Source organism: Kribbella sp. NPDC020701, assembly GCF_055562215.1.
Window position 1 is genome coordinate 100,572 of the sequence record NZ_JBVHFT010000018.1, and the last position, 21,613, is coordinate 122,184.

At 67.8% G+C, this 21,613-nt stretch carries 19 protein-coding genes and 1 pseudogene; 13 read left to right on the top strand and 7 right to left on the bottom strand.

Features of this window, described 5'->3' with window-relative positions; all coding sequences use genetic code 11:
• Nucleotides 1-20 precede the first annotated feature (20 nt).
• The 4 genes and pseudogenes from ACZ3HV_RS35255 (at nucleotide 21) to ACZ3HV_RS35270 (ending at nucleotide 3,409) form a co-directional block, all read left to right on the top strand.
• Nucleotides 21-1,226 carry an acetyl-CoA C-acetyltransferase gene (locus ACZ3HV_RS35255; protein ID WP_465690866.1) on the top strand — a complete coding sequence of 402 codons (1,206 nt, stop codon included), beginning with the start codon at nucleotides 21-23 and terminating at the stop codon, nucleotides 1,224-1,226.
• Complete coding sequence (gene pcaD, locus ACZ3HV_RS35260; RefSeq protein WP_465690868.1) at nucleotides 1,223-1,993, top strand: 3-oxoadipate enol-lactonase; 771 nt, start codon at nucleotides 1,223-1,225, stop codon at nucleotides 1,991-1,993. Before ACZ3HV_RS35255 ends, pcaD begins: the two co-directional genes overlap by 4 nt.
• Complete coding sequence (locus ACZ3HV_RS35265; RefSeq protein WP_465690870.1) at nucleotides 1,990-2,763, top strand: CoA transferase subunit A; 774 nt, start codon at nucleotides 1,990-1,992, stop codon at nucleotides 2,761-2,763. The genes pcaD and ACZ3HV_RS35265 overlap by 4 nt, the downstream gene beginning before the upstream one ends.
• A gap of 23 nt (nucleotides 2,764-2,786) precedes the next feature.
• Nucleotides 2,787-3,409, top strand: a pseudogene (locus ACZ3HV_RS35270) (3-oxoacid CoA-transferase subunit B).
• On the opposite strand, the gene ACZ3HV_RS35275 reads toward ACZ3HV_RS35270, so the two are convergent.
• A complete protein-coding gene (locus ACZ3HV_RS35275; protein WP_465690871.1) occupies nucleotides 3,399-3,779 on the bottom strand; it encodes a YrdB family protein in 381 nt (126 codons plus the stop codon). The pseudogene ACZ3HV_RS35270 and the gene ACZ3HV_RS35275 sit on opposite strands and share 11 nt — an antisense overlap.
• A 132-nt stretch (nucleotides 3,780-3,911) precedes the next feature.
• Between ACZ3HV_RS35275 and ACZ3HV_RS35280 the strand changes: the two genes are divergently transcribed.
• Both ACZ3HV_RS35280 and ACZ3HV_RS35285 read left to right on the top strand, forming a co-directional pair.
• Complete coding sequence (locus ACZ3HV_RS35280; protein WP_465690873.1) at nucleotides 3,912-4,604, top strand: TetR/AcrR family transcriptional regulator; 693 nt, start codon at nucleotides 3,912-3,914, stop codon at nucleotides 4,602-4,604.
• Between the two features lie 34 nt (nucleotides 4,605-4,638).
• Nucleotides 4,639-5,412, top strand: a complete 774-nt coding sequence (locus tag ACZ3HV_RS35285) for an SDR family oxidoreductase (RefSeq protein ID WP_360371310.1) — start codon at nucleotides 4,639-4,641, stop codon at nucleotides 5,410-5,412.
• Between the two features lie 14 nt (nucleotides 5,413-5,426).
• Here the strand turns inward: ACZ3HV_RS35285 and ACZ3HV_RS35290 are convergent, their stop codons facing one another.
• The 5 genes from ACZ3HV_RS35290 to ACZ3HV_RS35310 form a co-directional block, all read right to left on the bottom strand.
• Nucleotides 5,427-7,007, bottom strand: a complete 1,581-nt coding sequence (locus ACZ3HV_RS35290; RefSeq protein ID WP_465690875.1) for a molybdopterin-dependent oxidoreductase — start codon at nucleotides 7,005-7,007, stop codon at nucleotides 5,427-5,429.
• A gap of 103 nt (nucleotides 7,008-7,110) precedes the next feature.
• The gene (locus ACZ3HV_RS35295; RefSeq protein WP_465690877.1) at nucleotides 7,111-7,773 is read right to left on the bottom strand and encodes a fasciclin domain-containing protein; all 663 of its coding nucleotides are present in this window, start codon (nucleotides 7,771-7,773) and stop codon (nucleotides 7,111-7,113) included.
• Between the two features lie 261 nt (nucleotides 7,774-8,034).
• Complete coding sequence (locus ACZ3HV_RS35300; protein WP_465690879.1) at nucleotides 8,035-8,841, bottom strand: NPP1 family protein; 807 nt, start codon at nucleotides 8,839-8,841, stop codon at nucleotides 8,035-8,037.
• Between the two features lie 110 nt (nucleotides 8,842-8,951).
• Entirely contained in the window at nucleotides 8,952-9,515 is a 564-nt protein-coding gene (locus ACZ3HV_RS35305) for a hypothetical protein (RefSeq protein ID WP_465690881.1), read from the bottom strand.
• Nucleotides 9,516-10,331: 816 nt separating this feature from the next.
• A complete protein-coding gene (locus tag ACZ3HV_RS35310; protein WP_465690883.1) occupies nucleotides 10,332-11,114 on the bottom strand; it encodes an alpha/beta fold hydrolase in 783 nt (260 codons plus the stop codon).
• Nucleotides 11,115-11,400: 286 nt separating this feature from the next.
• On the opposite strand from ACZ3HV_RS35310, the gene ACZ3HV_RS35315 reads away from it, so the two are divergent.
• The 3 genes from ACZ3HV_RS35315 to ACZ3HV_RS35325 all read left to right on the top strand — a co-directional run bounded on the left by ACZ3HV_RS35315 (nucleotide 11,401) and on the right by ACZ3HV_RS35325 (nucleotide 13,469).
• On the top strand, nucleotides 11,401-12,360 hold the full coding sequence (locus tag ACZ3HV_RS35315) for a sigma-70 family RNA polymerase sigma factor (RefSeq protein ID WP_465690885.1): 960 nt from the start codon (nucleotides 11,401-11,403) through the stop codon (nucleotides 12,358-12,360).
• A gap of 96 nt (nucleotides 12,361-12,456) precedes the next feature.
• Complete coding sequence (locus tag ACZ3HV_RS35320; RefSeq protein WP_360371171.1) at nucleotides 12,457-13,035, top strand: dihydrofolate reductase family protein; 579 nt, start codon at nucleotides 12,457-12,459, stop codon at nucleotides 13,033-13,035.
• A complete protein-coding gene (locus ACZ3HV_RS35325; RefSeq protein WP_465690887.1) occupies nucleotides 13,032-13,469 on the top strand; it encodes a nitroreductase/quinone reductase family protein in 438 nt (145 codons plus the stop codon). Before ACZ3HV_RS35320 ends, ACZ3HV_RS35325 begins: the two co-directional genes overlap by 4 nt.
• 13 nt (nucleotides 13,470-13,482) lie before the next feature.
• On the opposite strand, the gene ACZ3HV_RS35330 is transcribed toward ACZ3HV_RS35325, so the two are convergent.
• Entirely contained in the window at nucleotides 13,483-16,929 is a 3,447-nt protein-coding gene (locus ACZ3HV_RS35330; protein ID WP_465690889.1) for a putative Ig domain-containing protein, read from the bottom strand.
• Between the two features lie 151 nt (nucleotides 16,930-17,080).
• Here ACZ3HV_RS35330 and ACZ3HV_RS35335 point away from each other — a divergent pair, with 151 nt between their 5' ends.
• The 4 genes from ACZ3HV_RS35335 (at nucleotide 17,081) to ACZ3HV_RS35350 (ending at nucleotide 21,611) form a co-directional block, all read left to right on the top strand.
• Entirely contained in the window at nucleotides 17,081-18,082 is a 1,002-nt protein-coding gene (locus tag ACZ3HV_RS35335; protein ID WP_465690891.1) for a hydroxyacid dehydrogenase, read from the top strand.
• A gap of 106 nt (nucleotides 18,083-18,188) precedes the next feature.
• A complete protein-coding gene (locus ACZ3HV_RS35340) occupies nucleotides 18,189-19,109 on the top strand; it encodes an ABC transporter permease (RefSeq protein ID WP_465690893.1) in 921 nt (306 codons plus the stop codon).
• 5 nt (nucleotides 19,110-19,114) lie between these two features.
• The gene (locus tag ACZ3HV_RS35345; protein WP_465691048.1) at nucleotides 19,115-20,026 is read left to right on the top strand and encodes a carbohydrate ABC transporter permease; all 912 of its coding nucleotides are present in this window, start codon (nucleotides 19,115-19,117) and stop codon (nucleotides 20,024-20,026) included.
• A 28-nt stretch (nucleotides 20,027-20,054) separates the two neighbouring features.
• Nucleotides 20,055-21,611: an ABC transporter substrate-binding protein gene (locus tag ACZ3HV_RS35350; RefSeq protein WP_465690895.1), complete on the top strand. Its 1,557-nt coding sequence runs from the start codon at nucleotides 20,055-20,057 to the stop codon at nucleotides 21,609-21,611.
• The last annotated feature ends 2 nt before the right edge of the window (nucleotides 21,612-21,613 follow it).

The window sequence follows — 21,613 nt, forward strand, 5'->3', positions numbered from 1 at the left end:
CGCGGCCTACCGTCGAGGGCATGAGTGACGTGGTGATCTGCGAGCCGATCCGCACTCCGGTGGGACGCTTCGGCGGTGCGCTGTCCGCGCTGTCCGCGGCCGACCTGGGCACCGCCGCGCTCACCGAGCTGGTACGCCGGACCGGCCTGCGCGAAGGTGATGTCGACGACGTCGTCCTCGGCCAGTGTTATCCCAACGGTGAAGCACCCGCGATCGGCCGGATCGCCGCTCTCGACGCAGGGCTCGGTACGTCGGTGCCCGGCCTTCAGGTCGACCGCCGTTGTGGCTCAGGGCTGCAGGCTGTGATGTACGCCGCCGGCATGGTCGCCACCGGGGCGGCCGGGCTGGTTGTTGCCGGAGGCGCCGAATCCATGTCGCAGGTCGAGCACTACGCCCTCGGCCTGCGGACCGGCGTCTGCGGCGGCGTCGAGCTGCACGACCGTCTGATCCGCGCCCGCGAGACGGCCGGGGGCAAGCACCACCCGATCCCGGGCGGCATGGTCGAGACGGCCGAGAACGTACGGCGCGAGTACGGGATCTCGCGCGAGGAGCAGGATGAGTTCGCGCTCCGGTCACATCAACGCGCGGTGGCCGCCCAGGCCGAGGGTCGTTTCGCCGACGAACTCGTCCCGCTGGAGGTGCCAGGCCGGCGCGGTACCACTGTGGTGACGGCCGACGAGCATCCGCGACCTGACACCACTCTCGAAGGCCTGGCCGCTCTGCGCCCGGTCATGCTCAAGACCGACCCTGACGCCACGGTGACCGCCGGTAACGCGAGCGGCCAGAACGACGGCGCCGCGCTCTGCATCGTCACCACCCGGGACGAGGCTGAACGCCGCGGTCTCCGTCCACTCGTCGCCTTGCGCTCCTGGGCGGTCGCCGGTGTGGGGCCTGAGGTGATGGGCATCGGTCCGGTCCCCGCCACCGCCGCGGCCCTCGCGCGCGCCGATCTCACCCTCGACGACCTCGACCTGATCGAGCTGAACGAGGCCTTCGCCGCGCAGGTCCTCGCCTGCCTGCGCGAGTGGAAGATCGACCCTCTCGACCAGCGCCTGAATCCCAACGGCTCCGGTATCTCGCTCGGCCACCCGCTCGGTGCGACCGGCGCGCGGATCCTCGCCACACTCGCTCACGAGCTCCACCGCCGCGACGGCCGCTACGCGCTGGAAACCATCTGCATCGGCGGCGGCCAGGGCATCGCAGCCGTCTTCGAGGCTGTTCGGTGAGTACGGTCGCTCACCTTGTCAGCGGTCGGCGCGATGCGCCGACTGTGCTGTTGGCGAACTCGCTCGGCTCCACCTGGGGGATGTGGGACGCCAACCTCGCCGAGTGGGAGCAGCAGTTCCGCGTCGTCCGTTTCGACACCCGCGGCCACGGACGTTCCCCGGAACCGCCCGGTCCCTACACCATCGACGACCTCGCCGACGACGTCATCGGGCTGCTCGACGACCTCGGCGTCGAGCGAGCGCACCTCGTCGGACTGTCGCTCGGCGGCATGACCGGCCTGCGACTGGCGGCGCGCAATCCCGACCGAGTCGATCGGCTCGTGGTGCTCTGCACCGGCGCCCGGCTCGATCCACCCTCGCTGTGGACCGATCGCGCCGAGCTCGTCCGCGCGAAAGGTACGGCGGCTGTCGCGGAGTCCGTCGTACAGCGATGGTTCACGCCTGCCTGGCTGGCCGAGCATCCGCAGGTACGCGCGGAGTCCGAGCGGATGGTCGCGTCGCAGCCGGCCGAGGGGTACGCGGCCTGCTGCGAGGTGATCGCGACGATGGATCTCATCTACGACCTGCCGGCGATCACCGCGCCGACCCTCGCGATCGCCGGTGCCGACGACCCGGCCACGCCGCCCTGGCAGCTGGAGCGCATCGCCACCTCAGTTGCCAACGGCAAACTTCTCGTCGTACCTGATGCCGCACACCTGGCCTCGGCGCAACGACCCGATCTGGTGACGCCGGCTGTCATCGCCCATCTCCAGGAGGCTGACGCATGAGTGTGGACAAGGTCGTCGCGACGCCCGCCGAGGCGGTCGCGGACCTGCCTGACGGGACCAGCCTTGCGGTCGGGGGGTTCGGGCTGGCCGGCATTCCGTGGTTCCTGATCGAGGCGCTGCTCGAGCAAGGCGCCCGCGACCTGACCGTGGTGTCGAACAACTGTGGCGTCGACGGCGCCGGGCTCGGGTTGCTGCTCGAGCAAGGCAGGATCAGCCGCGTGATCGCGTCCTACGTCGGGGAGAACAAGGAGTTCGCCCGTCAGTACCTGGCCGGGGAACTGCATGTCGAGCTGACACCGCAGGGCACGCTGGCCGAGCGGCTGCGCGCCGGCGGTGCGGGCATCGGCGCGTTCTTCACCCCGACCGGCGTCGGCACTATGGTCGCCGAGGGCGGTCTGCCGTGGCGCTACGGCCCCGACGGAACAGTGGCGGTGGCCTCGCCGGCCAAGGAGGTCCGAACGATCCAGGGCCGCGAGATGGTCCTCGAGGAAGCGATCGTCACCGACGTCGCGCTGGTCCGGGCCGCGGTCGCCGATCGGGCCGGCAACTGCGTCTTCCATGCAGCCGCTCGGAACTTCAACCCGGTCGCCGCGATGGCCGGCCGGCTGACGATCGTCGAGGCCGAAGCGGTCGTCGATGTCGGCGTGCTGAAGCCGGACGGGATCCACCTGCCCGGCGTTTTCGTCCAGCGCGTCGTACCTCTCACCCCTGAGCAGGCCGTGCGCAAGAGCATCGAGAAGCGCACCACCCGGCCGCGATCGGAGATCTGACCATGCCCTGGTCCCGCGACGAGATGGCGGCCCGCGCGGCCGCCGAACTCTCCGACGGCGAATACGTCAACCTCGGCATCGGCATGCCGACGCTCGTCCCCGGCCACCTGCCGATCGGCTCGGCCGTCACCCTGCAGGCAGAGAACGGCATCCTCGGCGTCGGGCCCTTTCCGTACGACGAGGACGTCGACCCGGACCTGATCGACGCCGGGAAGCAGACGGTCACGGTCGTCCCGGGAGCGTCGTACTTCGATTCCGCGACCAGCTTCGCGATGATCCGTGGCGGCCATGTCGACGTCGCGATCCTCGGCGGCTGCAGGTCTCGCGGCACGGCGACCTCGCGAACTGGATGGTCCCCGGCGCCATGGTCAAGGGCATGGGCGGCGCCATGGACCTGGTCAGCGGCGCGCGCCGCGTGATCGTCCTGATGGATCACCGCACCCGAGCCGGCGCCGCCAAACTCGTCGACACCTGCACCCTTCCCCTCACCGGCCGCCGCGTCGTCCACCGAGTCATCACCGACCTCGCCGTACTGGACGTCGCCTCCGACGCCTTCGACCTGGTCGAACTCGCCCCCGGCGTTACCGCCGACGACGTCGTACAGGCGACCGCCGCTCCCGTGACGGTCCGCGTGGTCAGCGGCTGATCGTGCTGGAGGTCGCCGCCGGGCTGTCGGGGTTGAGGTTGCCGGCCCGGATGATGATGAGGTTCACGGCGACCGTGAGGACGAAGGTGGCGGCCACGACTCGGTGGTCGAGGCTCCACAGGGCCAGACCGGCCAGGCCGAAGAACGCGACCTTGACGACGGTCGTCACCACCGGGCTGCCGTAGTCGGCGGTCGGTGCGGCGAACAGGCCCCAGGTGACCGCGGCGATCAGCGGCAGGCCGATCGCCAGCAGCACCCGCAGTCCGAGGTTGTCGCCAGTGCGCCAGCCCCACCAGGCGAAGATGCCGAGCCCGGCGATCTCCATGCCGAAGGCCACGCCGAGGTTGCTCCAGCGCCAGAGCTCGTTCATCGTCCTACACCCCTCACATTTTTCGAGAGCACTGCTCTCTCTTGCTTCCAGTGTGGGTGATTCCGTCGACAAAAGCAAGAGCAGTGCTCTCTGAATTTGCCACCGATCGGGGCCGCGCGCCACAATGAGCCGATGACGGAGACCTCGCGGCAGCGCCGGCATCGGGAGACGATGGCCGATATCCTCCGGATCGCGCACGAGCGGCTGGCCAGCGAAGGCGCGGCCGGCCTGTCCCTGCGGGCGGTCGCGCGCGAGCTCGGGCTGGTCTCGTCGGCGATGTATCGCTACGTGCCGAGCCGGGACGAGCTGCTCACGCTGCTGATCGAGGAGTCCTACAACGCCTTCGGTGACGCAGTGGAGGCTGCGGAGTCCCGCTGCCGCCGCGACGACTTCGGCCGTCGCTGGCTGGCCATCGGACGTTCCGTACGCCGCTGGGCGGTCGCGAACCCAGCCGAGTGGACCCTGCTCTACGGCAGCCCGGTCCCCGGCTATCACGCGCCCCCAGAGCGGACCACTGCCGCCGGCAGCCGCGTGCCCCTCCTGCTACTCAGCCTCCTCGCCGACGCGCAGCTCAGGCCGACCCCGGACGATCCGCCGATGACGACAGCCCTCCACCGCGAGCTGGACCGACTGCGCCCAGCCCTACCCGGCGACCTTGCCCCCGAGGTGCTCGCCCGCGGCCTCCTCGCGTTCTCCTCCCTGTGTGGTCTGGTCAGCCTCGAACAGTTCGGCCAGTTCACCAACACAGTCACCCAGTTCCCCGCCCACCTCGACCACCAGTTGGCCCGGCTCGGCGCAGTACTCGGTCTCCCCGACCCCGGGTGACCGAGCAGCGGTTGACATGCCGCATGGTGGGGTCATGGATCTTCACCTGAGCGGTAAGACGGCACTCGTCACTGGTGCCAGCAAGGGAATCGGGCTGGCGACGACGCGGTCGCTCCTGGCCGAGGGCGTCAAGGTCATCACCGGATCCCGGACGGTCGGCGGAGAGCTCGGCTCGTTGCCGGTCGAGGCCGTGGCCATCGACCTCGGTACGGCGGAGGGGCCGGCCCGGCTCGTGGACGAGGCGGTCGCGCGGGCCGGTGGTTTCGACATCCTGGTGAACAACGTCGGCGCCGTACGCCCACGGCCGGCTGGAGTCGCCTCGGTCACCGACGAGGACTGGCTCGAGACGCTGAATCTCGACCTGTTGTCGGCCGTGCGGACGACTCGAGCTGCGCTGCCGGTTCTGCTCGAGCGGGCGGGCGCGATCGTCACGGTGTGCTCGGTGAACGCGACGTTGCCGGATCCGCTGGTGGTGGACTACAGCGCTGCCAAAGCCGCGTGCCTCAGCTTCTTCAAGTCGCTGTCCAAGGAACTGGCGCCCCGCGGTGTCCGGGTGAACACGGTCAGCCCTGGGCCGGTGGCGACCGATCTGTGGCTGGGGGCCGGCGGTGTCGCGGAAACGGTCGGTGGAGCTGTCGGTGCCCAACCGGGCGATGTCGCAGCCCAGGCCGCCGCGGCATCTCCCTCGGGCCGCTTCACCCGTCCTGAGGAGGTCGCCGACCTGGTGGTGTTCCTGGCCAGCGACCGGGCCGGCAACCTCGTCGGCGCCGACATTGTCATCGACGGCGGCCTGACCCCCACTATCTGACCCAACCCCCGGGGCTACTCGACCATCACCACGGTGTTGTGCAGGCCGCTGGATCCGTTCGGACGCGGCGCCGCGCGATCGGCGGTCTGCAGTTTCCCCTCGCCGTCGGTCGCCCGGACGGTGAGTTTGTGATTGCCCGGCGTCGCGGTCCAGCGGAACGTCCACTGCCGCCAGGTGTCGATCGAGGCCTCGTCCGCGAGCGTCGCCGGCTGCCAGGGGCCGTTGTCGACCTGGACCTCGACCTTCGCGATGCCGCGGTGCTGGGCCCAGGCCACGCCGGCCGCGACCGCCGGCCCGGCCTTGATCGTGGCGAACCCTTTCGGCACGTCGATCCGCGACGCGGTCTTGATCGGCGCCTCGACGGCCCAGCCGCGGTCGGTCCAGTACGCGCTGAAGTCGGCGAACCGGGTGACCTCGAAGTCGACGATCCACTTGGTCGCCGAGACGTACCCGTACAGCCCCGGCACCACCATCCGCACCGGGAAGCCGTGCTCGAACGGCAACGGCTCACCGTTCATCGCGACCGCGAACATCGCGTCCCGCCCGTCGGTCAGGGCCGCCAGCGGCGTACCGATGGTGAGACCGTCGACACTCGTCGACTTCACCGCGTCCGCACCCGTGCGGACGCCGGCTTCGCGGAGGATCTCCGCGATCGGTACGCCGATCCAGCGAGCGTTCCCGACGTACGGACCGCCGACCTCGTTGGAGACACAGGTGAGCGTGATGTCGCGCTCGACCAGGCGCCGGTCGAGCAGGTCCGCCAGGCTCAGCCGCAGCCCACGGTCGACCATGCCGTGGATACGCAACTCCCAGTTCCGCGGGTCGACCTTCGGGACCGTGAGCAGCGTGTCGACCCGGTAGAACGACTTGTTCGGCGTCATGAACCGGCTCACCCCGGCCACATCCGCGGACACTCCGCTCGGGAGCGCGCGAGCAGGACTGCCCGGCGCCGGAATCCTGACCGCCCTGCGGGTCGCCTCGTCGACGCCACCCGGCACGAGCCGCGAACTCACCACTCCGGCCGCGCCCGCGACGCCGAGCGCCATCGCCGTCGTCAGGAACCGCCGCCGATCGAAGCCTGGTACGGCGGACGCCGGCCCTGTCGTGCTCATCTCGGGATCGTTCGGGCCAAGGGCCTTGAGGATGAGGATCATGCCGCCCGTGGCGACGATCAGAGTCACCACGCCGGGCAGCAGCCGGGTGAACGGATCGGCCGCCAGCGTACGTCCCGTGGCGGCCGCGAGGATTGCCAGCGCACCGAAGCCGACCGTGAGGCCCACGGCGACGCGTGGCCGTGATGCGCCGACGGTACCGGCCACCAGCGCGAACACCACCACGGCGAACAGGACACCGCCGACGAGAATGGGTTTGTCGGCGGTGCCGAGGTTCTTCACCGCCCAGTCCTTGGCCGGCCCGGGCGCGAGGTCGATCAGTTGCGTCCCGACCCCGACCACCGGTGACGTGCCACCGGCCAGCGCCGCGGTCAGCTCGCCCAGACCCAGTCCGGCGACGGCGGCGGCAAGCCCACCCGCGGCGGCCCGGATCCGCCGGCGTCCTCCCATGGCGCGGATCCGCCGGTGCGACATCAGTGACATGACCCTGCTCCTGCATCGTCGAGGACCTGGAGACGGGTCGGTGCCATCGGCAACTGTCGGTCGATGACACCGGCCCGGGACTGCGGTCGTCCGGTGCTGCTGGTCAGGCGGCCGGCGGCATCAGGACGGAGTCGATCAGGTAGACGGTCGCGTTGGCGGTCTTGACGCCGCCGCAGATGACGTTCGCGCCGTTCACCTTGAGGCTGTCGCCGGAGCCGGTCACGGTGACCTCCTGCTTCTCCACGGTCGCGTGCTTGCCGACCACGGCCATCGGGTCGAGCTGACCGGCGACCACGTGGTAGGTGAGGATCTTCGAGAGCAGCGCGTCGTTCGTCTTCAGTGTGTTGATCGTGGCGGCCGGGATCTTCGCGAACGCCGTGTCGACCGGGGCGAAGACGGTGAACTCGCCGCCGTTCAGCGTCGACACCAGGTCGACCTTCGGGTTCAGCTTGCCGGAGACCGCGGCGACCAGGGTGGTCAGCAGCGGGTTGCCGGAGGCGGCGGTGGCCACCGGGGCGGCGGCCATGCCGTCGATGGAGCCGGCGCCGTTGGGGTTCGCCTTGGCGTAGTCGGCGCAGCCGGGCCCGACGAGGCCGGCGGCCGCATCGTCCATCGACGCGGACGCCGAGGGCGTGCTGCTCGTGGTCGTCGAGGACGAACTGGAGCTGGATGAGCTGTTGTCATCGCTGCTGCCACACGCCGCCGACGCGAGGACGAGGGCCAGAGCAGACGCGGCGAGGCCGGCGCGGACGATCTTTCGTGACATGACGATCTCTTTCCTGGTGAGGGCGTGAGCGGCATCGCTCACGGCTGACAACCAGGGATTCGGGGTCGTCGTACCGGCGGATGGGTCGGATCGGGAAACAAATATTTGCTGCGAGCAACCGATGCAGCTGCGGCGGCTGCGTCTCCTGACCAAAGACGCCGCCGCCGCACTGGTGCCGCCGGGCTGTCAGCACGCCTGGCACCACTCCAGAGCTTCGGACCAGCCGGCGGCCCGGATAGGCCGCCGGCTGGTCCTGCTGCGTCAGGCCCAGGGGTCGAAGGGGATGCCGCTGGGCCTGGAGGCGTTCAGGAGGTTGCGGAACCGGTCGTCCTTGTCGGTGATCTTGATCGTGGCGGAGCCGAAGTCGGCATTCATCAGGATGTCCCGGAGCCCAGTGCTGGGCCAGCCGGTCCAATCGACGATCGGCGGGTAGCGCCAGTTGTGGTAGTGGTTCTCCGGCGGTTCGTCATTGCTGTTGGCCAGCCGGAAGAAGTGCGTACTCGCGCCGTCCTTGTGGTAGACGACCTTCGGGTGTGACCCGTCGAAGCGCACCTGCGACCTCGCGTAGGTCACCTGGCTGCTGTGCTGCGTCGTGGTCACGTACTCGACCTGGTTGGACGCCTGGTTGATCCAGGAGATGACGTGCTCGAAGTCGTGGCGGTGCCCGCCGAGGCCGCTGCCGGCCACGGCCTGGTCCTTCTCGAAGTAGCTGGCGTAGACGACCGCACACCAGCCGTTGTTGCACTTGGAGCGGGCGTAGGTCTGGCTGTTGTCGAGGTCGGACTGGTCCCGGCAGTTGCCATTGACGGCGCCGGTCGGGTTGAGCCCAGGGTTGAGGGTGCCGTCCGCTCCGATGGCGGGGGTGGCGTAGCACCCGTCGCCGTCGTAGTCGTAGGCCGGCGAGAACGACTGCTCGTAGCCACCGGCGTTCTGGGGCAGGGATGGCGGCGGAGCCGCGTACGCCGCTGCCGCGGAGGTGACCGTCAGCAGGGCAGTGCCGAGCAGCACGCCGAGCCGGCGGCGCGTACGTCGGGGTCTGGGGGATGGGGCGGAAGCGAGATCGCTCATGTGTCGCTCTTTCAAGGGGGCGGGAACGAACGATCACGACCATGACATCCAGACCGCTCTACGGCATATACGTCACGTGTCTACAGATTGACGCTGAGTGAACTCCGGGCTCAGCGCACCAGCAAGGTTGCTGTTGTCTGGTGGGTCAGGGATCCGCTGGTGGCGGTGACCTTCAGGGTGAAGGTGCCCCGGGGTGTGCTTACCGTGGCCTTCACCTTCAGGGTCGCGGTTCCTGGCGGGACTACCGGTGTGCCGATCCAGCTCGCGGATGTGTTCGGCGGTAGGCCTGACACCTTGAGTGCCACCGAGCCCGTGAAGCCTCCTGTCGAGGTCACCCCGATGGAGTAGGTCGCGGTCTGGAATCGCGTGATCGTGACCGAGGACGGGCTTATCGCTAGCGCGAAGTCCGGCTGGTTGACGACCAGACTCACCACGACCGAGTGACTGAGGGGGCCGCTCACGCCTGACACGGTGATGGGGTAGGTCCCAGCGGGTGCTGTCGCCGATGTGGTGACGGCGAGCTGCGCCGTACCGCTGCCGTGGATGACTGTCGGGCTCATCGCGGCTGAGCCCACGGTCGCCGGGAGTCCGGTGGCGGTCAGCGCCACATCTGCGGCGAAGCCGTTGGTGGGAGCGACCGACACGCTGTACGTCGTGGACGCCCCGGCGTTCACCGTCCGAATGGCACGCGACGATCCGCTCGACGATCTCGTCAGCCCAGGCAACGACCTTCTGACCCTTCGGCGAAGGCACCGTCACCACCCGTGCTTTGGCGGGGTTGCGCTTGATCGTGCCGTCCTCGACCGCAAGTTCCAGGCTGCCGTGCAACACGACGAACGCGCCGTTCGTGCCGTCGCGGCCCCAATCCGCTCATCCAGGTCCGCAAGCCACTTCGCGATCTCCGACGGCTTGATGCTCTTGACCTGTCGCTTCCCGAACTGTGGTTGCACATGTAGCCGAAGGCGGTCTCGTACCGGATCAATGTCGTCGGATCCACAACCCGCGACCTCAGCCAGCTGCCCATGACAACCTCGAACCGAACCATGCCGGCCTTCGGATCGACGTAGTCCCCACGAGCCGCATCCGTCTCCATCGCGGCGGCCTACCGACTCGCCCTAACCTTCGACTCGAAGGCCTGAGGATGCTCCTTCCCACTCGGATCACGCTCCAGCGCTTGCCCGGCCCCCCGCCTCTCGTTCCGCTCCCGCACGACCGTCCGAACAGCCTGCTTGACAGCCGTCGTCCACAAATCCCTTCGCAAACGCCACCCAGCGACCTCCCAGTCGACCGACATCACCAACCGTGGTCAACGCGCGAGGGACCTGGTGTTTTGCTGATGGCAAACCTGTGGACGAGGATGGTCAGCGGTCGGGACTCACCGGAATCTCTTGTATGTAATGGATTCAGCGGTCGTGGCATGCTCAGACGTTGTCATTGTTGGCGGAACTTTCGGGCTGATCGAGGTGTGTAGAGACCCGATGCGCCGGCGCTCAGCGGTGCCGGTCGAGGAATGGGATGAGTGCCGTTAGGTATTGCGGGCGGTTGTCGCGGCGTACCGAATGGCCGGCGTTGGGGATGTGTACCGCCTGGAACTCGCCGGCCGCTGCTCGGGCGCAGCGCTCTGCGTACTGGGTGGAGATCAGCGAGCCGCGTGCGGTGTCTCCGTGGATCAGTAGTACTGGGCACGTTGTCGCGGCCAGCAGGTCGGTCAGCGGGGCCGAGTTCTGAAACGGCTGATCGAACAGATGCGGGTTGACTTGCGCCTTCGAAACGGCCCAGGGCTCGAGCTCGTCATCGGGCCAGCTGGGGTCCTCGGATCGGCCGCGTGCAATCCGCGACGGCAGATCGAGTGCTCGGAGGTCCGCGAGCCAAGGCGGTTCGGACACCGGTTCGTCCTGTTGGTCGGCCGGCGGCTCTCCAGTCGGCGGGTCCTCGAGCACAACCGCACGGACGAGGTCCGGCCTCGCCGCGGCCAGGTAGGCGGCCGACATCGCGCCCATCGAGTGGCCGACCACAACCACCCCGCCCTCACGGGGCTGACTCGACAGCACGAGGGCGGCGTCGTCGCGGAGTTCGGGATAGCCGAGCAGGCCCTCCGGAAGCCCGGACTCGCCGTGCCCGCGCGCATCGATCGCAAGCGCCCGAACCCCTGGCATCGCGCCGATCAGTGGCTCCCAGCACTGCGCGGAGTCGGAGAAGCCGTGCAGGAAGGCGACCTCGGCCACCGCCTCATCGGTCCGGTACCACGCCAGATGGGCCGTCCTACCTCGCACGCCGAACATGCTTGCGGACAATATCGCAATCACGCGAGCGCACTGTCACAAGGCGACCAGCGCGAGACGCTAAGCCTGAACGGTGGAGCGCACCAACGGAAACAGCACACCGCGGCCAGCCGGGCTCCTGCACTAGGGCGATGACCGGCGCGCACCGGACTTTGGGCTGATGGATGCCGCAACCCCAGCTTGTCTATTGGGGCCGTCCTCGATGGCGGCGGTTCGCACGCTCGCGTGAAGGCGGGTCGGATCGGGGAGGCGTTGAGCCCCAGTAGCCTGGGAAGTTGTGACGACGAGTGTCGAGTTCACCGAGCTCACCGCGACATACCGCCGCGAGTTGCTCGCGCATTGCTACCGGATGCTCGGTTCGATCGACGAGGCCGAGGACGCGGTGCAGGAGACCTACCTGCGGGCGTGGCGGTCGTACGACGGCTTCGAGGGCCGGTCATCGGCTCGGACGTGGCTGTATCGCATCGCCACGAACGCTTGCCTGACCGCGATCGAGCGCCGTGGCCGTCGGCCGCTGCCATCGGGTCTCGGCGCACCGAGCACCGACCCGGACGTGCCATTGGTGGCCGGACCGGAGGTGGCGTGGCTGCAGCCGTACCCGGACGTTCTCCTCGGTGACCTCCCGGACGACCCCGCGGCGGTTGCGATGTCGCGAGCGGGGATCCGGCTCGCGTTCGTCGCCGCGTTGCAACATCTCTCGGCCCGGTCCCGCGCCGTCCTGATCCTGCGCGATGTCCTGCAGTGGTCGGCTGCCGAGGTTGCCGAGTTGCTGGAGACGACCCCGACCGCCGTGCACAGCGCACTGCGGCGGGCTCGTGCCGACGTGGCCCGCTCGACGCCGGCCGTCGACGACGTCGCGGAGCCGGGCGAGGCGGAGCGGCGTGGACTCGTCGAGCGGTTCGCGGCAGCGATCGAGCGTGCGGACGTCTCCGCGGTGGCCGAGCTGCTGCGCGTGGACGCCGTCCTGGAGATGCCGCCGCTGCTGACCTGGTTCGCCGGCCGCGATCCGGTGGCCCGCTTCCTCGGTGCCACCCTGCTGCTCGAGCCTGGTGGTCTGCGCACCGTCCGGACCCGGGCCAACGATCAGGACGCGCTGGGCGTGTACTCACGCGGTCCCGATGGTGTCCACCACCCGCACGCGGTGATCGTGCTGAGCGTCTCTCCGACCGGCATTACGCGCATGGTTGCGTTCCAGGATCCCGGCCTGTTCCCGGCGTTCGGACTGCCGTCCGAATAGAACTTTCGCTGCGCGCGACGAATCGGCGGACCGGTGCGGGTCTGTCTGTGTAGGCCGTCCGACGGACGGGTGGCCGCACCGCAGACGGAGGACACAATGCGCAAGCTCATCGCCGCCATGAAGATGTCACTCGACGCGAAGGTGGAGGGCCCGGACGGTACCGCCGACTGGGTCGAGGCCTGGTCGGAGGACTACGGCCTGACGCCGCAGATCGACGCCTGCCTGCTCGGCGGAGGCATGTACCCCGGCTACGAGTCGTACTGGACCGGGATCCAGACCAAGCCGCAGACGCCGGCGTGGCTCACCAGCGAGCCGCCGACGCCGGCCGAGCGGGAGTGGGCCGACTTCATCAAGCAGACGCCCCACTACGTGCTGTCCAGCACCCTGCAGACCACGTCGTGGCCGAACACGACCTTCCTGCGTTCGGTCGACGACGTGGCTGCGCTCAAGCAGGAGCCGGGCAAGGACATCTACCTTGTCGGTGGAGCGCGCATCGCCGCGTCGCTGATCGACGCCGGCCTGGTCGACGAGCTGCGGTTGATCACGTACCCGCTCGTCGCCGGTACGGACAGCACCGCGCTGTTCGCGACCTCACCACGCCGCAGTGCCGAGCTGCTCGAGGTGCGGAAGCTCGACCGTGGCAAGGTCGCGCTGACCTACGGATTCGCCTCATGACAGGTCCGGACAACAGCCAGGTGGTCGCCGAGTTCCGCGCGAACGGCGGCCGGCTGGGCGGGCCCCTGGCTGGAACGCCCGTCCTGCTCCTGCACCACGTCGGGGCGCGAACCGGCACGCGGCGGGTCACGCCCTTGGTGTATTCCTGCCATGCCGGCGACCGCGTGGTCGTCGTCGCGTCCAACGGAGGCCAGCCGGGCGATCCCGCCTGGCTGCACAATCTCCGAACCCATCCGGACGCCGCAGTCGAGATCGGCACCGACATCGTTGCGGTTCACACGACAGAAGCGGGCGGGGTCGAGCGCGACGAACTCTGGCAGGAGGTGGTGGCCCGCTACCCGGATGTCGGACGGTTCGGCTCGCGGACAGACCGCCCGATCCCGCTGGTCATCTTGCGGCGAATCCCAGCGCCCACCGCGGCGGCTTTCGCGTAGTGGTCGGGGCAGGCTATGGGCCGACGAGGAGCTGGACCTCGGCGAGGTTGGTGAAGCCGCCGTGTGGGTCGGTGATGCGGATCATCGGGTACGACGCCTGACTGGCCAGCGGGAAGATGTACCACTGGTTGCCGTCGGTGATGCCGTTGATCGTGGTCAGGGTCGTCCAGGTCGTGCCGCCATCGGCCGACCCCTGGACGAGGTCGCCGTTGGCGCGGCCCGGGAGATTGCTGCGGGGGTGGAGCCGAACGGTGTCGAAGGTCAGGTTCGTGCCGGTCGGGGGAGTGACGGAGACCCATCCGTTGCCGGATGTCGTGTCGGTGAAAGTGTTGAGGTTCCCGTCGAACATCCGCCAGCCGTTGGCCTCCGGAGTGCCTACGCCGGGAAAGGCCGGACTGGAGGCAACCACCCAGCCTTGCTGCACCTCGACTGTGCGGACGCGCGTGTTCCAGAGATCGAGCGACGTGCCGTCGGTAGTGTCGACGATCGTTGCGCCGGTCTGGCCGGCCACGGTCGTGTAGTCGACGGTGAAGCGAAGCGTGCGACCGTAGGCGACGTCGTCGGGCAGCGTGACCATCGCCTTCCAGTGCCGGCTGTCCTGGACGGTGACCTGAGCTTCAAGACCCTCGACCGAGGCGTCGACGTGGCTCAGTGGTTCGGTGGCGGTCATCGTCAGTGTGACGGTGTCGCGGTTCTGGGCGCGTTTCGGGTCGCTGTCGTCGGATGCGATCGACACCGAGTTCATCGCGGTACTCATCTCGAGCCGCTGGCCGTAGATGCGGAACTCGCTGAAGCTCGACAGTCCCGGGTACGCCGGGTCCGTGGGCACGCCGGGATGGTCGACCTGAATCTTGAGGAACCTGAAGCTCATCCCCTTGACCTCGTCACGGACCGGGATCCTCTCGAGCGCGAAACCTTGATCGGAGGTGTCGGTGGTCTCGCGCGACGTGAGCAGGGTCCAGGTCCTGCCGTCGTTCGCGCCGTACACGTTGGCGCCTTGGGTGCGGTTGCCGAAGTTGTACCGGGCCTGCAGCCCGAACGCGTCGGCGGTGACCCGGAAGCCGGCACCGAGGTCGATGATCGCCGGAGCGGTCAGGTCGCCGGAGATGGTGTTGAAGTCGCCGTCAAGCATGTTGCCCAGGGCAACCTGAGACAGCGAGGCGGAGGTGGCACGGCCCCAATAGTCGAACGAGCCGTCGTCGGCCATGGTCGGCGTCAGCTTCTCCAGCCGCGCCACCGCGGTCTGCAGTGTGACGAGATCTGCTGCGAAGGTTGCCGGGTCCGCGACTGCGATGTCTGCCTCGGCGGCTGCCCTCGCCGTATCGACCGCAGAGCGTGCGGATCGGACGTACGTCGTACCGCTGTCGTATCCCGTAAGCGCGGCGTTCACAGCGTCGTGGCGGGTCGCGCTGACGGTCAGTCGCACGCGGAGGACGGCGTCCGTGGTGGCGTCGGATGCGACGACGAAGGTGTCGTGATCACCGACCTGTCCTGCGGTCGGCTGCCAGGTCAGGGCGCCGGTTGTCTGGTCGAGAGTTGCGCCCGCCGGTAGCCCCGTCCCGGCGGCATAGGACAGTTGGTCGGAGCCGGCAGCCGGCAGCGTCGAAGAGAGCGGTTCACCGGCGATCGCGAGCAGCCGGACGTCAGAGCCTTGCGTGAACCGTGGAGGCGAGAGCTGGGTCTTCGCCTGAAGGTTGATCGCGTCGATGTCGACGGTGACCGCAGGTGATCCGACGACCGTGTAGTACGCGAGGTACTCACCGCCGGTGCTTCCGCGGAGTTTGCTCGTGTCCATGTCGTAGTTGATGTACCGCCATGCGCCGTGCGTGTCCGGGAGCGTCAGCGTGTAGTAGGGATCGAGTCCCTGTTCTTTCCGGATCTGCAGCGTGGCTGTGCCGTTCGTGCGGATCCGGACGCCGACTGGGCTGTAGCCATTGCGATTGTCGTACAGCAACGTCCGTACGGCGATCGTCGTGCCGGTCGAGCGGGGTCGCATCCGGACGAAGCCGCCGCCAACCGACGTACCAGGTGTGAGGGGAGTGGTCCGTGTCTCCGCCTGCACAAGTGCGTCGTGTTGGACGGGAGGAGTCGATCCGGCGATGGAGGCGGGGAAGGACAGCCACGAGTCCGGGTTGAAGTCCGGGTTGCTGTTCCAGAAGTTGTACGGCGAAGTGCCCCAGTAGAACTGTGCGCCCGCGTCCTGAGTGGTGGCCAGTTCGGTGATACTCGGCGCGACCGCGGCGATCGCCGGACCCAGCTTCTGCTGGTAGATGGTGTAGAGCTCGTTGGTCGGGTCGAAGATCCGTCCGCGGTATGCCTGGGACAGCACGCCGCCGCGCTGGGTGGTGTCGATCCACGGGATCGTCTTGCCCATCATGAACGCGAAGAACTGTTCGGAGCCACGCAGCAGCCGGTTGCCGCCGAAGGCGTAGACCGAGACCGCGTCCCGCCGCGTCGATACTGTGCCGCGGACCGGATCCAGCTCGGTTCCCTGGACGTCGATGACGCGGGCGAGCTGGGTCAGCATGGTCACGTCGTCCCAGGCGTGGGCCTGGTCGCGTCCCATCTCCTGCAACTGGACGAACGACGTGTGGTACGGGTTCCGCGGATCGTCCTTGGCGATCACCGGCATGACCTTGCTGAGCGCACCATTGGTGTCGTCGTCGGGGTTGCCGGAGTTGACCGAGAACCACTCGACCGCCTCGCGGTAGCGGACGAGATTGTCGGTGAAGATGTAGCCGGCGATCGCGCCGATCAGCGAGTAGCTGTGCTGGCCCATGAAGTTGCGGTTGCGGTAGAGAAACGTCTGGGTGAGCGGCACGATCAGGTTGCTGGTGAGATCCGCGGTGTCGCTGTCGCTCCATCGGAGGTCGTAACCGTCGTCGGCCGGTCCCGTGACAGTCGAGTAGCGCAGGATCTCGGCGGCGGCCAGCATGCGCATCAGCGGCGTGCCGCTGTGGATGTGCGCGTCCGGGTAGTAGACGTAGCCGTCCGGATCCATGTGCGCCCAGATCCGGATCAGCCTGAGGCTGTTCTCGCGGTAGACCGGATCGCCCGTGATGAAGTACAGGATCGACTGCGTGTAGGCACGGAACGCGTCGTCGATGAATCGCGACTCGATGCCCTGCGAGTTGAAGGCGCTGCCGGCCGGCCGGTCGACGACGGTCCCCTGGTTGCGGGAGCTGAAGGTCCGGGAGCCGTACGATGTGGCGGTCATCGCGGCGTAGTACGACGCCCACGGCTCGACCCCGGCGCGCGTCTGCTTGCGAGCGAGCTCCAGGGACGACGCGCTCACGGCCAGCCCGGGATGGACGAAGCCGGCGCTTGATGTCACCGGCGTCAGCGTCGGCAGCCGATCACCGGTCGCCGCCGAGGGCGTGGCGGTTCCCGGTACGACGCCGACGGCTGCGAGCAGCGCAGCGAGGGCGGCGGCCAGTACGGTCGATCTCAGAAAAGCCATCGGGACACTCTCCAGCGTTGTGACGGTCCGGAAGCGGGAGGGATCGGACGCGTCGGAGCCTCGCACCGGCGCCCCGCGGCCGCCAGCGCGCAGCAGCTCCCGAAATTTTTGCTCCCCTGATAGTTAACGTTTTCTATGCCAACCTGACGGCATGCCTCCCGTAGTCGAAAAACTGCCGGCGCTCGTCGCCATGTCCGCTGAGCATTGGCCGCTGCTGTTCCCCGAGGACGTCCGCCGGCGCCTCGAGCAGTTCGTGTTCTTCGATCCGGCCGGCCCCGTCGACCGGTTCGACGACCCTCGGGCCCTGGATCGCCTGGCCGACGTGGAGGTTCTGGTCACCGGATGGGGATGCCCGGTCGTCGATCACCGGTTCCTGGAGTCGGCCCCGAAGCTGCGGGCCGTGCTGCACGCCGCCGGGAGCGTGAAGGGTCACCTGAGCCGCGAAGTCTGGGAGCGTGGCATCGCGGTCTCGTCCGCCGCGGCGGCGAACGCCGTGCCGGTCGCGGAGTTCACGCTCGGCGCGATCCTGCTCGCCGGCAAAGGTGCGTTCGGCCTGCGGGAGCGATATCGCCGCGATCGAACCTTCCAGCTCGGTTACATCCATTCGCACGTCGGCAATCATGGCCGTACGGTCGGACTGATCGGTGCCTCGCGGATCGGCCGGCAGGTGCTCGATCTGCTGCAACCGTTCGGGTTCCGGGTCCAGGTGTACGACCCGTACGCCGAGGATCTCGGCGTACCGGCCGTCGATCTCCGGACACTGCTGAGCACCAGCGACATCGTCAGCGTGCACGCCCCGTTGACCATGGAAACGCACCAGATGCTGGGGCGATCCGAACTCGCTCTGCTGCGTAACGGTGCGACGCTGATCAACACGGCACGGGGGCAACTGGTCGACACCGAGGCGTTGACCGCGGAGCTGATCTCCGGGCGAATCACGGCGGTCCTCGATGTCACGGAACCTGAACCGCTGCCGGGCGACTCACCGTTGTTCACGCTGCCGAACGCGTTCGTCACCCCGCACATCGCCGGCTCACACGGCAACGAACTCGCGCGTCTCGGCCTCTGCGTCGCGGATGAGCTGGGCCGGTTCGTGGCGGGCGAGCCGCTCCGCTTCGGGATCGGCGCTGCCGATCTCGACCGCGCAGCCTGAGAACAAAGACAACGATTGCTACGCCTTGACACGTCTACATGCCAGCGCTACCTTCTCGGCAGATGGAAAGCGCTTTCTAGATCTTCCGCTGAAGGAGCCTTTCGCCATGACCACTCGGACCCCTGTTCGCTCCAGCCTCTGGCTGGGGTTGCTGGCAGTGCCCGCGGTCGCGTTCTTCCTGGTCTTCAGTTACGCGCCGCTGGCCGGCCTGGTGGTGGCGTTCAAGGAGTTCGACATCCGCGAGGGCATCTTCGGGAGTCCGTGGAACGGGCTGGACAACTTCCGCTACTTCTTCAGCTCCGGCGATGCGCAGCGGATCCTCGTCAACACCATCGTGCTGAACGTCCTGTTCCTCGCCGCGACGCTCGCCGCCGGAGTGACGCTGGCCATCATGCTGAACGAGATCCGCGGCCGCTTCTTCAAGCGAGCGGCACAGTCGACCATCTTCTTCCCGTACTTCGTCTCGCCCGTCGTCATCGCGATCATGCTCCAGGTCCTGCTGTCCGGGCCCGCGGGATCCGGGGGCGTCGTCAACGACGCGCTCGCCGGTTTCGGTCTACCGACGGTCAGTTGGTACACGGAGCCGGGACCGTGGCCGTGGATCCTGACGTTCGTCAAGGTCTGGCAGCTGGGCGGCTATCTGAGCGTCATCTTCCTGGCCGCGATCACGTCGATACCCGAGGACGTGTACGAAGCCGGCCAGATCGACGGTGCGAGCCGCGCGCAGATGGCGCTGCGGATCACCTTCCCGCTGCTGAAGCCGACGGCCGCGGTCCTGCTGGTGCTGGGCGTCGGCCGGATCTTCTACGGAGACTTCGGCACGATCTACGCGATTGTCGGGGACAACGGCACGCTGTTCCCGACCACCGACGTGATCGACACCTACGTCTTCCGGTCCCTGCGCCAGATCGGTGACTTCGGCACCACCGCGGCGATCGGCCTCTTCCAGTCGGTGGTCGGCTTCGTTCTGGTGTCGACCGCGGTGCTGATCCAGCGCCGGTACTCCAAGGAGACGAGTCTGCTGTGACCACCATGACCTCGAGCCTGGCCAAGGCGACCGAGCGCACCTCGGTCAAGCGACGTTCCCGTCGCCTGGAACCGTTCACCGTCGTCAGCATCGTCGGCGTCGGCCTGTTCATGCTCGTCTGCCTGGTTCCGTTCTGGGTGATCGTCTCGGGATCGTTCACCGACGAGCAGACCCTGGCAGTCAAGGGATACAGCCTGCTCCCACACCCGTTCTCGACCGCGGCGTACCAGCTGATCTTCACCGGTCCGACACTCGTCAGCGCCTACGTCGCAAGCATCTTCATCACCGTCGTGGGCACGATGCTGGCGCTGAGCTTCACGTCCGGGCTGAGCTGGGTCATCGCGCGGCGGTTGCCGTACGTCAGCCGGCCGCTGGCGATCTTCGCCTACATCCCGATGCTGTTCAGCGGCGGGCTCGTGCCGCTGTACCTGCTGGTCACCCAGTACCTCAAACTGCAGAACAGCTACTTCGCGGTGATCCTGCCGTTGCTGGTGGCACCTTTCCTGGTGTTCATCCAGGTGTCGGCGTTCCGTCAGTTGCCGGAGGAGATCCTCGACTCGGCGCGGGTCGACGGTGCGGGGGAGATGCAGATCTTCTTCCGGATCGGTCTGCCGTTGTCGAAGCCGATCCTGGCCGTCGTCGGCCTGTTCTACGCGGTCCACTACTGGAACGAGTGGTTCACCGCACTGTTGTTCATGTCGGACGTCCACAAGTACCCGCTACCGCTGCTGTTGCAGAACCTGATCTCGAACGTGTCGTTCTCGCAGATGCTGCCCACAGCGGCGCAACAGACGACGCCGGTCTACCAGCTCCGGCTCGCACTCACGGTCGTCACCATCGGCCCGATCCTGCTCGCGTACCCGTTCGCGCAGCGCTACTTCGTCAAAGGCATCACCCTGGGAGCCACCAAAGGCTGATGGTTCCCACCACTCTTCAGGAGGCATCGTGCCCGCCACATCTCCAGCCGGCCTCAGTAGGCGCGGCTTCTTGGCCGCCGGTGGTGGCCTGTCCCTCGCAGCCATGCTCGGTCTGAGCGGTTGTGGAGACTCGTCATCCGGCTCCGGAAAGGCCACAGACACCCTCGCGCTGCTGCTGCCCGGTGACGCCCCCACCGGCTGGGACGCAGTCCTTGCGAAGGTCAACGAGAAGCTCAAGACGGATCTCGGCTTCACCATCGCGCCACAGTTCATCGCGTGGTCCAACTACCAGCAGCAGGCGCTGCTGAAGTTCACCGCCGGCGAGAACTTCGACACCGCGCTGCAAGCGCGCTGGCTGAACATGATCCAGCTGGTCGCCGGCAAGTCGCTGGTTCCGGTCGACGACCTGATCAAGAAGTACCCGAATCTGAGCCAGAGCCTCGATCCACAGCTGCTCGAGCAGAACAAGTGGTCCGGCAAGCTGTACGGGATCCCGCAGGTGAACTCCGCCGCCCGGTTCCACCACTTCACAGTGCGCCAGGACCTGGCGGACAAGCTCGGCTTCGGCGAGATCTCGACGTACGTCCAGCTGGAGAAGTACTGGTACGACGTCAAGCAGAAGGAGAAGATCACGCCGGTCGGCATCTCCTCCAACATGCCCAAGTTGCTGGTCGCCTTCGCGCCGGTCGGCTGGCTGAATCAGCACGACTGGGAGAACCCGCACGTCAGCGTGCAGACCTTCAGCGGTGGCTCGTTCCCGTTCTTCCTGGCGCAGGACGGCAAGAGCACCGGCTCGGCCCGGCCGATTCCCTTCTGGGAGGCTCCGGGGGTCGTCGACGCGCTGCGCAAGGTACGCCAGTACTACCTCGACGGCATCATCAACAAGGACGCACTGAACGTGGACTCGAGCACGATCGGTTCGCAGTTCGAGGCCGGCCGCATCGCGACCCGGTGGGCGATGACCGACGGCCTGTCGTCCCAGTCGCTGGCCCCGCTGCGCAAGGCCGTCCCGGCGGCGCAGATCGCCAACGTCGTACCACTGCGCGGTGGGAAGGACGCCAAGCCCAACCAGACCTTCCAGGCCGACAACTTCGTGGTCCTGAACGTCAAGGGACAGAGCAACGAGCGCGCGATGCAGTTGGAGGACTGGGTCTCCATCAAGGAGAACCACGATCTGCTCAGCTACGGTGTCGAGGGCAAGGACTGGAAGCCGGCCGGGCCGGACAAGTTCGAGCAGCTCTCGCAGTACGGATTCCCCGGCTACGCGCTGTGCTGGCGACAGAAGCTCGAGCTCAAGATCAAGGACATCACACCGACCGAGGATGCCTGGTTCGAATGGGCGCAGAGCTACGACAACTTCACCCTCGATCCGTACGCGTCGTTCGTCCCGGACGTGACCGCGGTGAAACGGCAGGACAGTCAGGTGAGCGCGGCGATGACGCAGTACGGCAATCCGTTGTGGATCGGCGCGGTCGACGTCGACAAAGGCCTCGACACGCTGAAGAAGGCGGTCGACAAAGCCGGACTCGCCGACCTTCAGGCTGAGATGGAGAAGCAGGCGAACGCGTATCTCAAGGGTCAGTGAGG

What these genes read in the sequence shown, in the direction of transcription:
- ACZ3HV_RS35280 (WP_465690873.1), top strand. Translation starts at nt 3,912, where the DNA reads ATGACGGAGACCTCGCGGCAGCGCCGGCATCGGGAGACGATGGCCGAT.
- ACZ3HV_RS35285 (WP_360371310.1), top strand. Translation starts at nt 4,639, where the DNA reads ATGGATCTTCACCTGAGCGGTAAGACGGCACTCGTCACTGGTGCCAGC.
- ACZ3HV_RS35275 (WP_465690871.1), bottom strand. Translation starts at nt 3,779, where the DNA reads ATGAACGAGCTCTGGCGCTGGAGCAACCTCGGCGTGGCCTTCGGCATG.
- ACZ3HV_RS35255 (WP_465690866.1), top strand. Translation starts at nt 21, where the DNA reads ATGAGTGACGTGGTGATCTGCGAGCCGATCCGCACTCCGGTGGGACGC.
- ACZ3HV_RS35335 (WP_465690891.1), top strand. Translation starts at nt 17,081, where the DNA reads ATGCCTCCCGTAGTCGAAAAACTGCCGGCGCTCGTCGCCATGTCCGCT.
- ACZ3HV_RS35300 (WP_465690879.1), bottom strand. Translation starts at nt 8,841, where the DNA reads ATGAGCGATCTCGCTTCCGCCCCATCCCCCAGACCCCGACGTACGCGC.
- ACZ3HV_RS35340 (WP_465690893.1), top strand. Translation starts at nt 18,189, where the DNA reads ATGACCACTCGGACCCCTGTTCGCTCCAGCCTCTGGCTGGGGTTGCTG.
- ACZ3HV_RS35265 (WP_465690870.1), top strand. Translation starts at nt 1,990, where the DNA reads ATGAGTGTGGACAAGGTCGTCGCGACGCCCGCCGAGGCGGTCGCGGAC.
- ACZ3HV_RS35325 (WP_465690887.1), top strand. Translation starts at nt 13,032, where the DNA reads ATGACAGGTCCGGACAACAGCCAGGTGGTCGCCGAGTTCCGCGCGAAC.
- ACZ3HV_RS35295 (WP_465690877.1), bottom strand. Translation starts at nt 7,773, where the DNA reads ATGTCACGAAAGATCGTCCGCGCCGGCCTCGCCGCGTCTGCTCTGGCC.
- ACZ3HV_RS35330 (WP_465690889.1), bottom strand. Translation starts at nt 16,929, where the DNA reads ATGGCTTTTCTGAGATCGACCGTACTGGCCGCCGCCCTCGCTGCGCTG.
- ACZ3HV_RS35320 (WP_360371171.1), top strand. Translation starts at nt 12,457, where the DNA reads ATGCGCAAGCTCATCGCCGCCATGAAGATGTCACTCGACGCGAAGGTG.
- ACZ3HV_RS35345 (WP_465691048.1), top strand. Translation starts at nt 19,115, where the DNA reads ATGACCTCGAGCCTGGCCAAGGCGACCGAGCGCACCTCGGTCAAGCGA.
- ACZ3HV_RS35290 (WP_465690875.1), bottom strand. Translation starts at nt 7,007, where the DNA reads ATGTCACTGATGTCGCACCGGCGGATCCGCGCCATGGGAGGACGCCGG.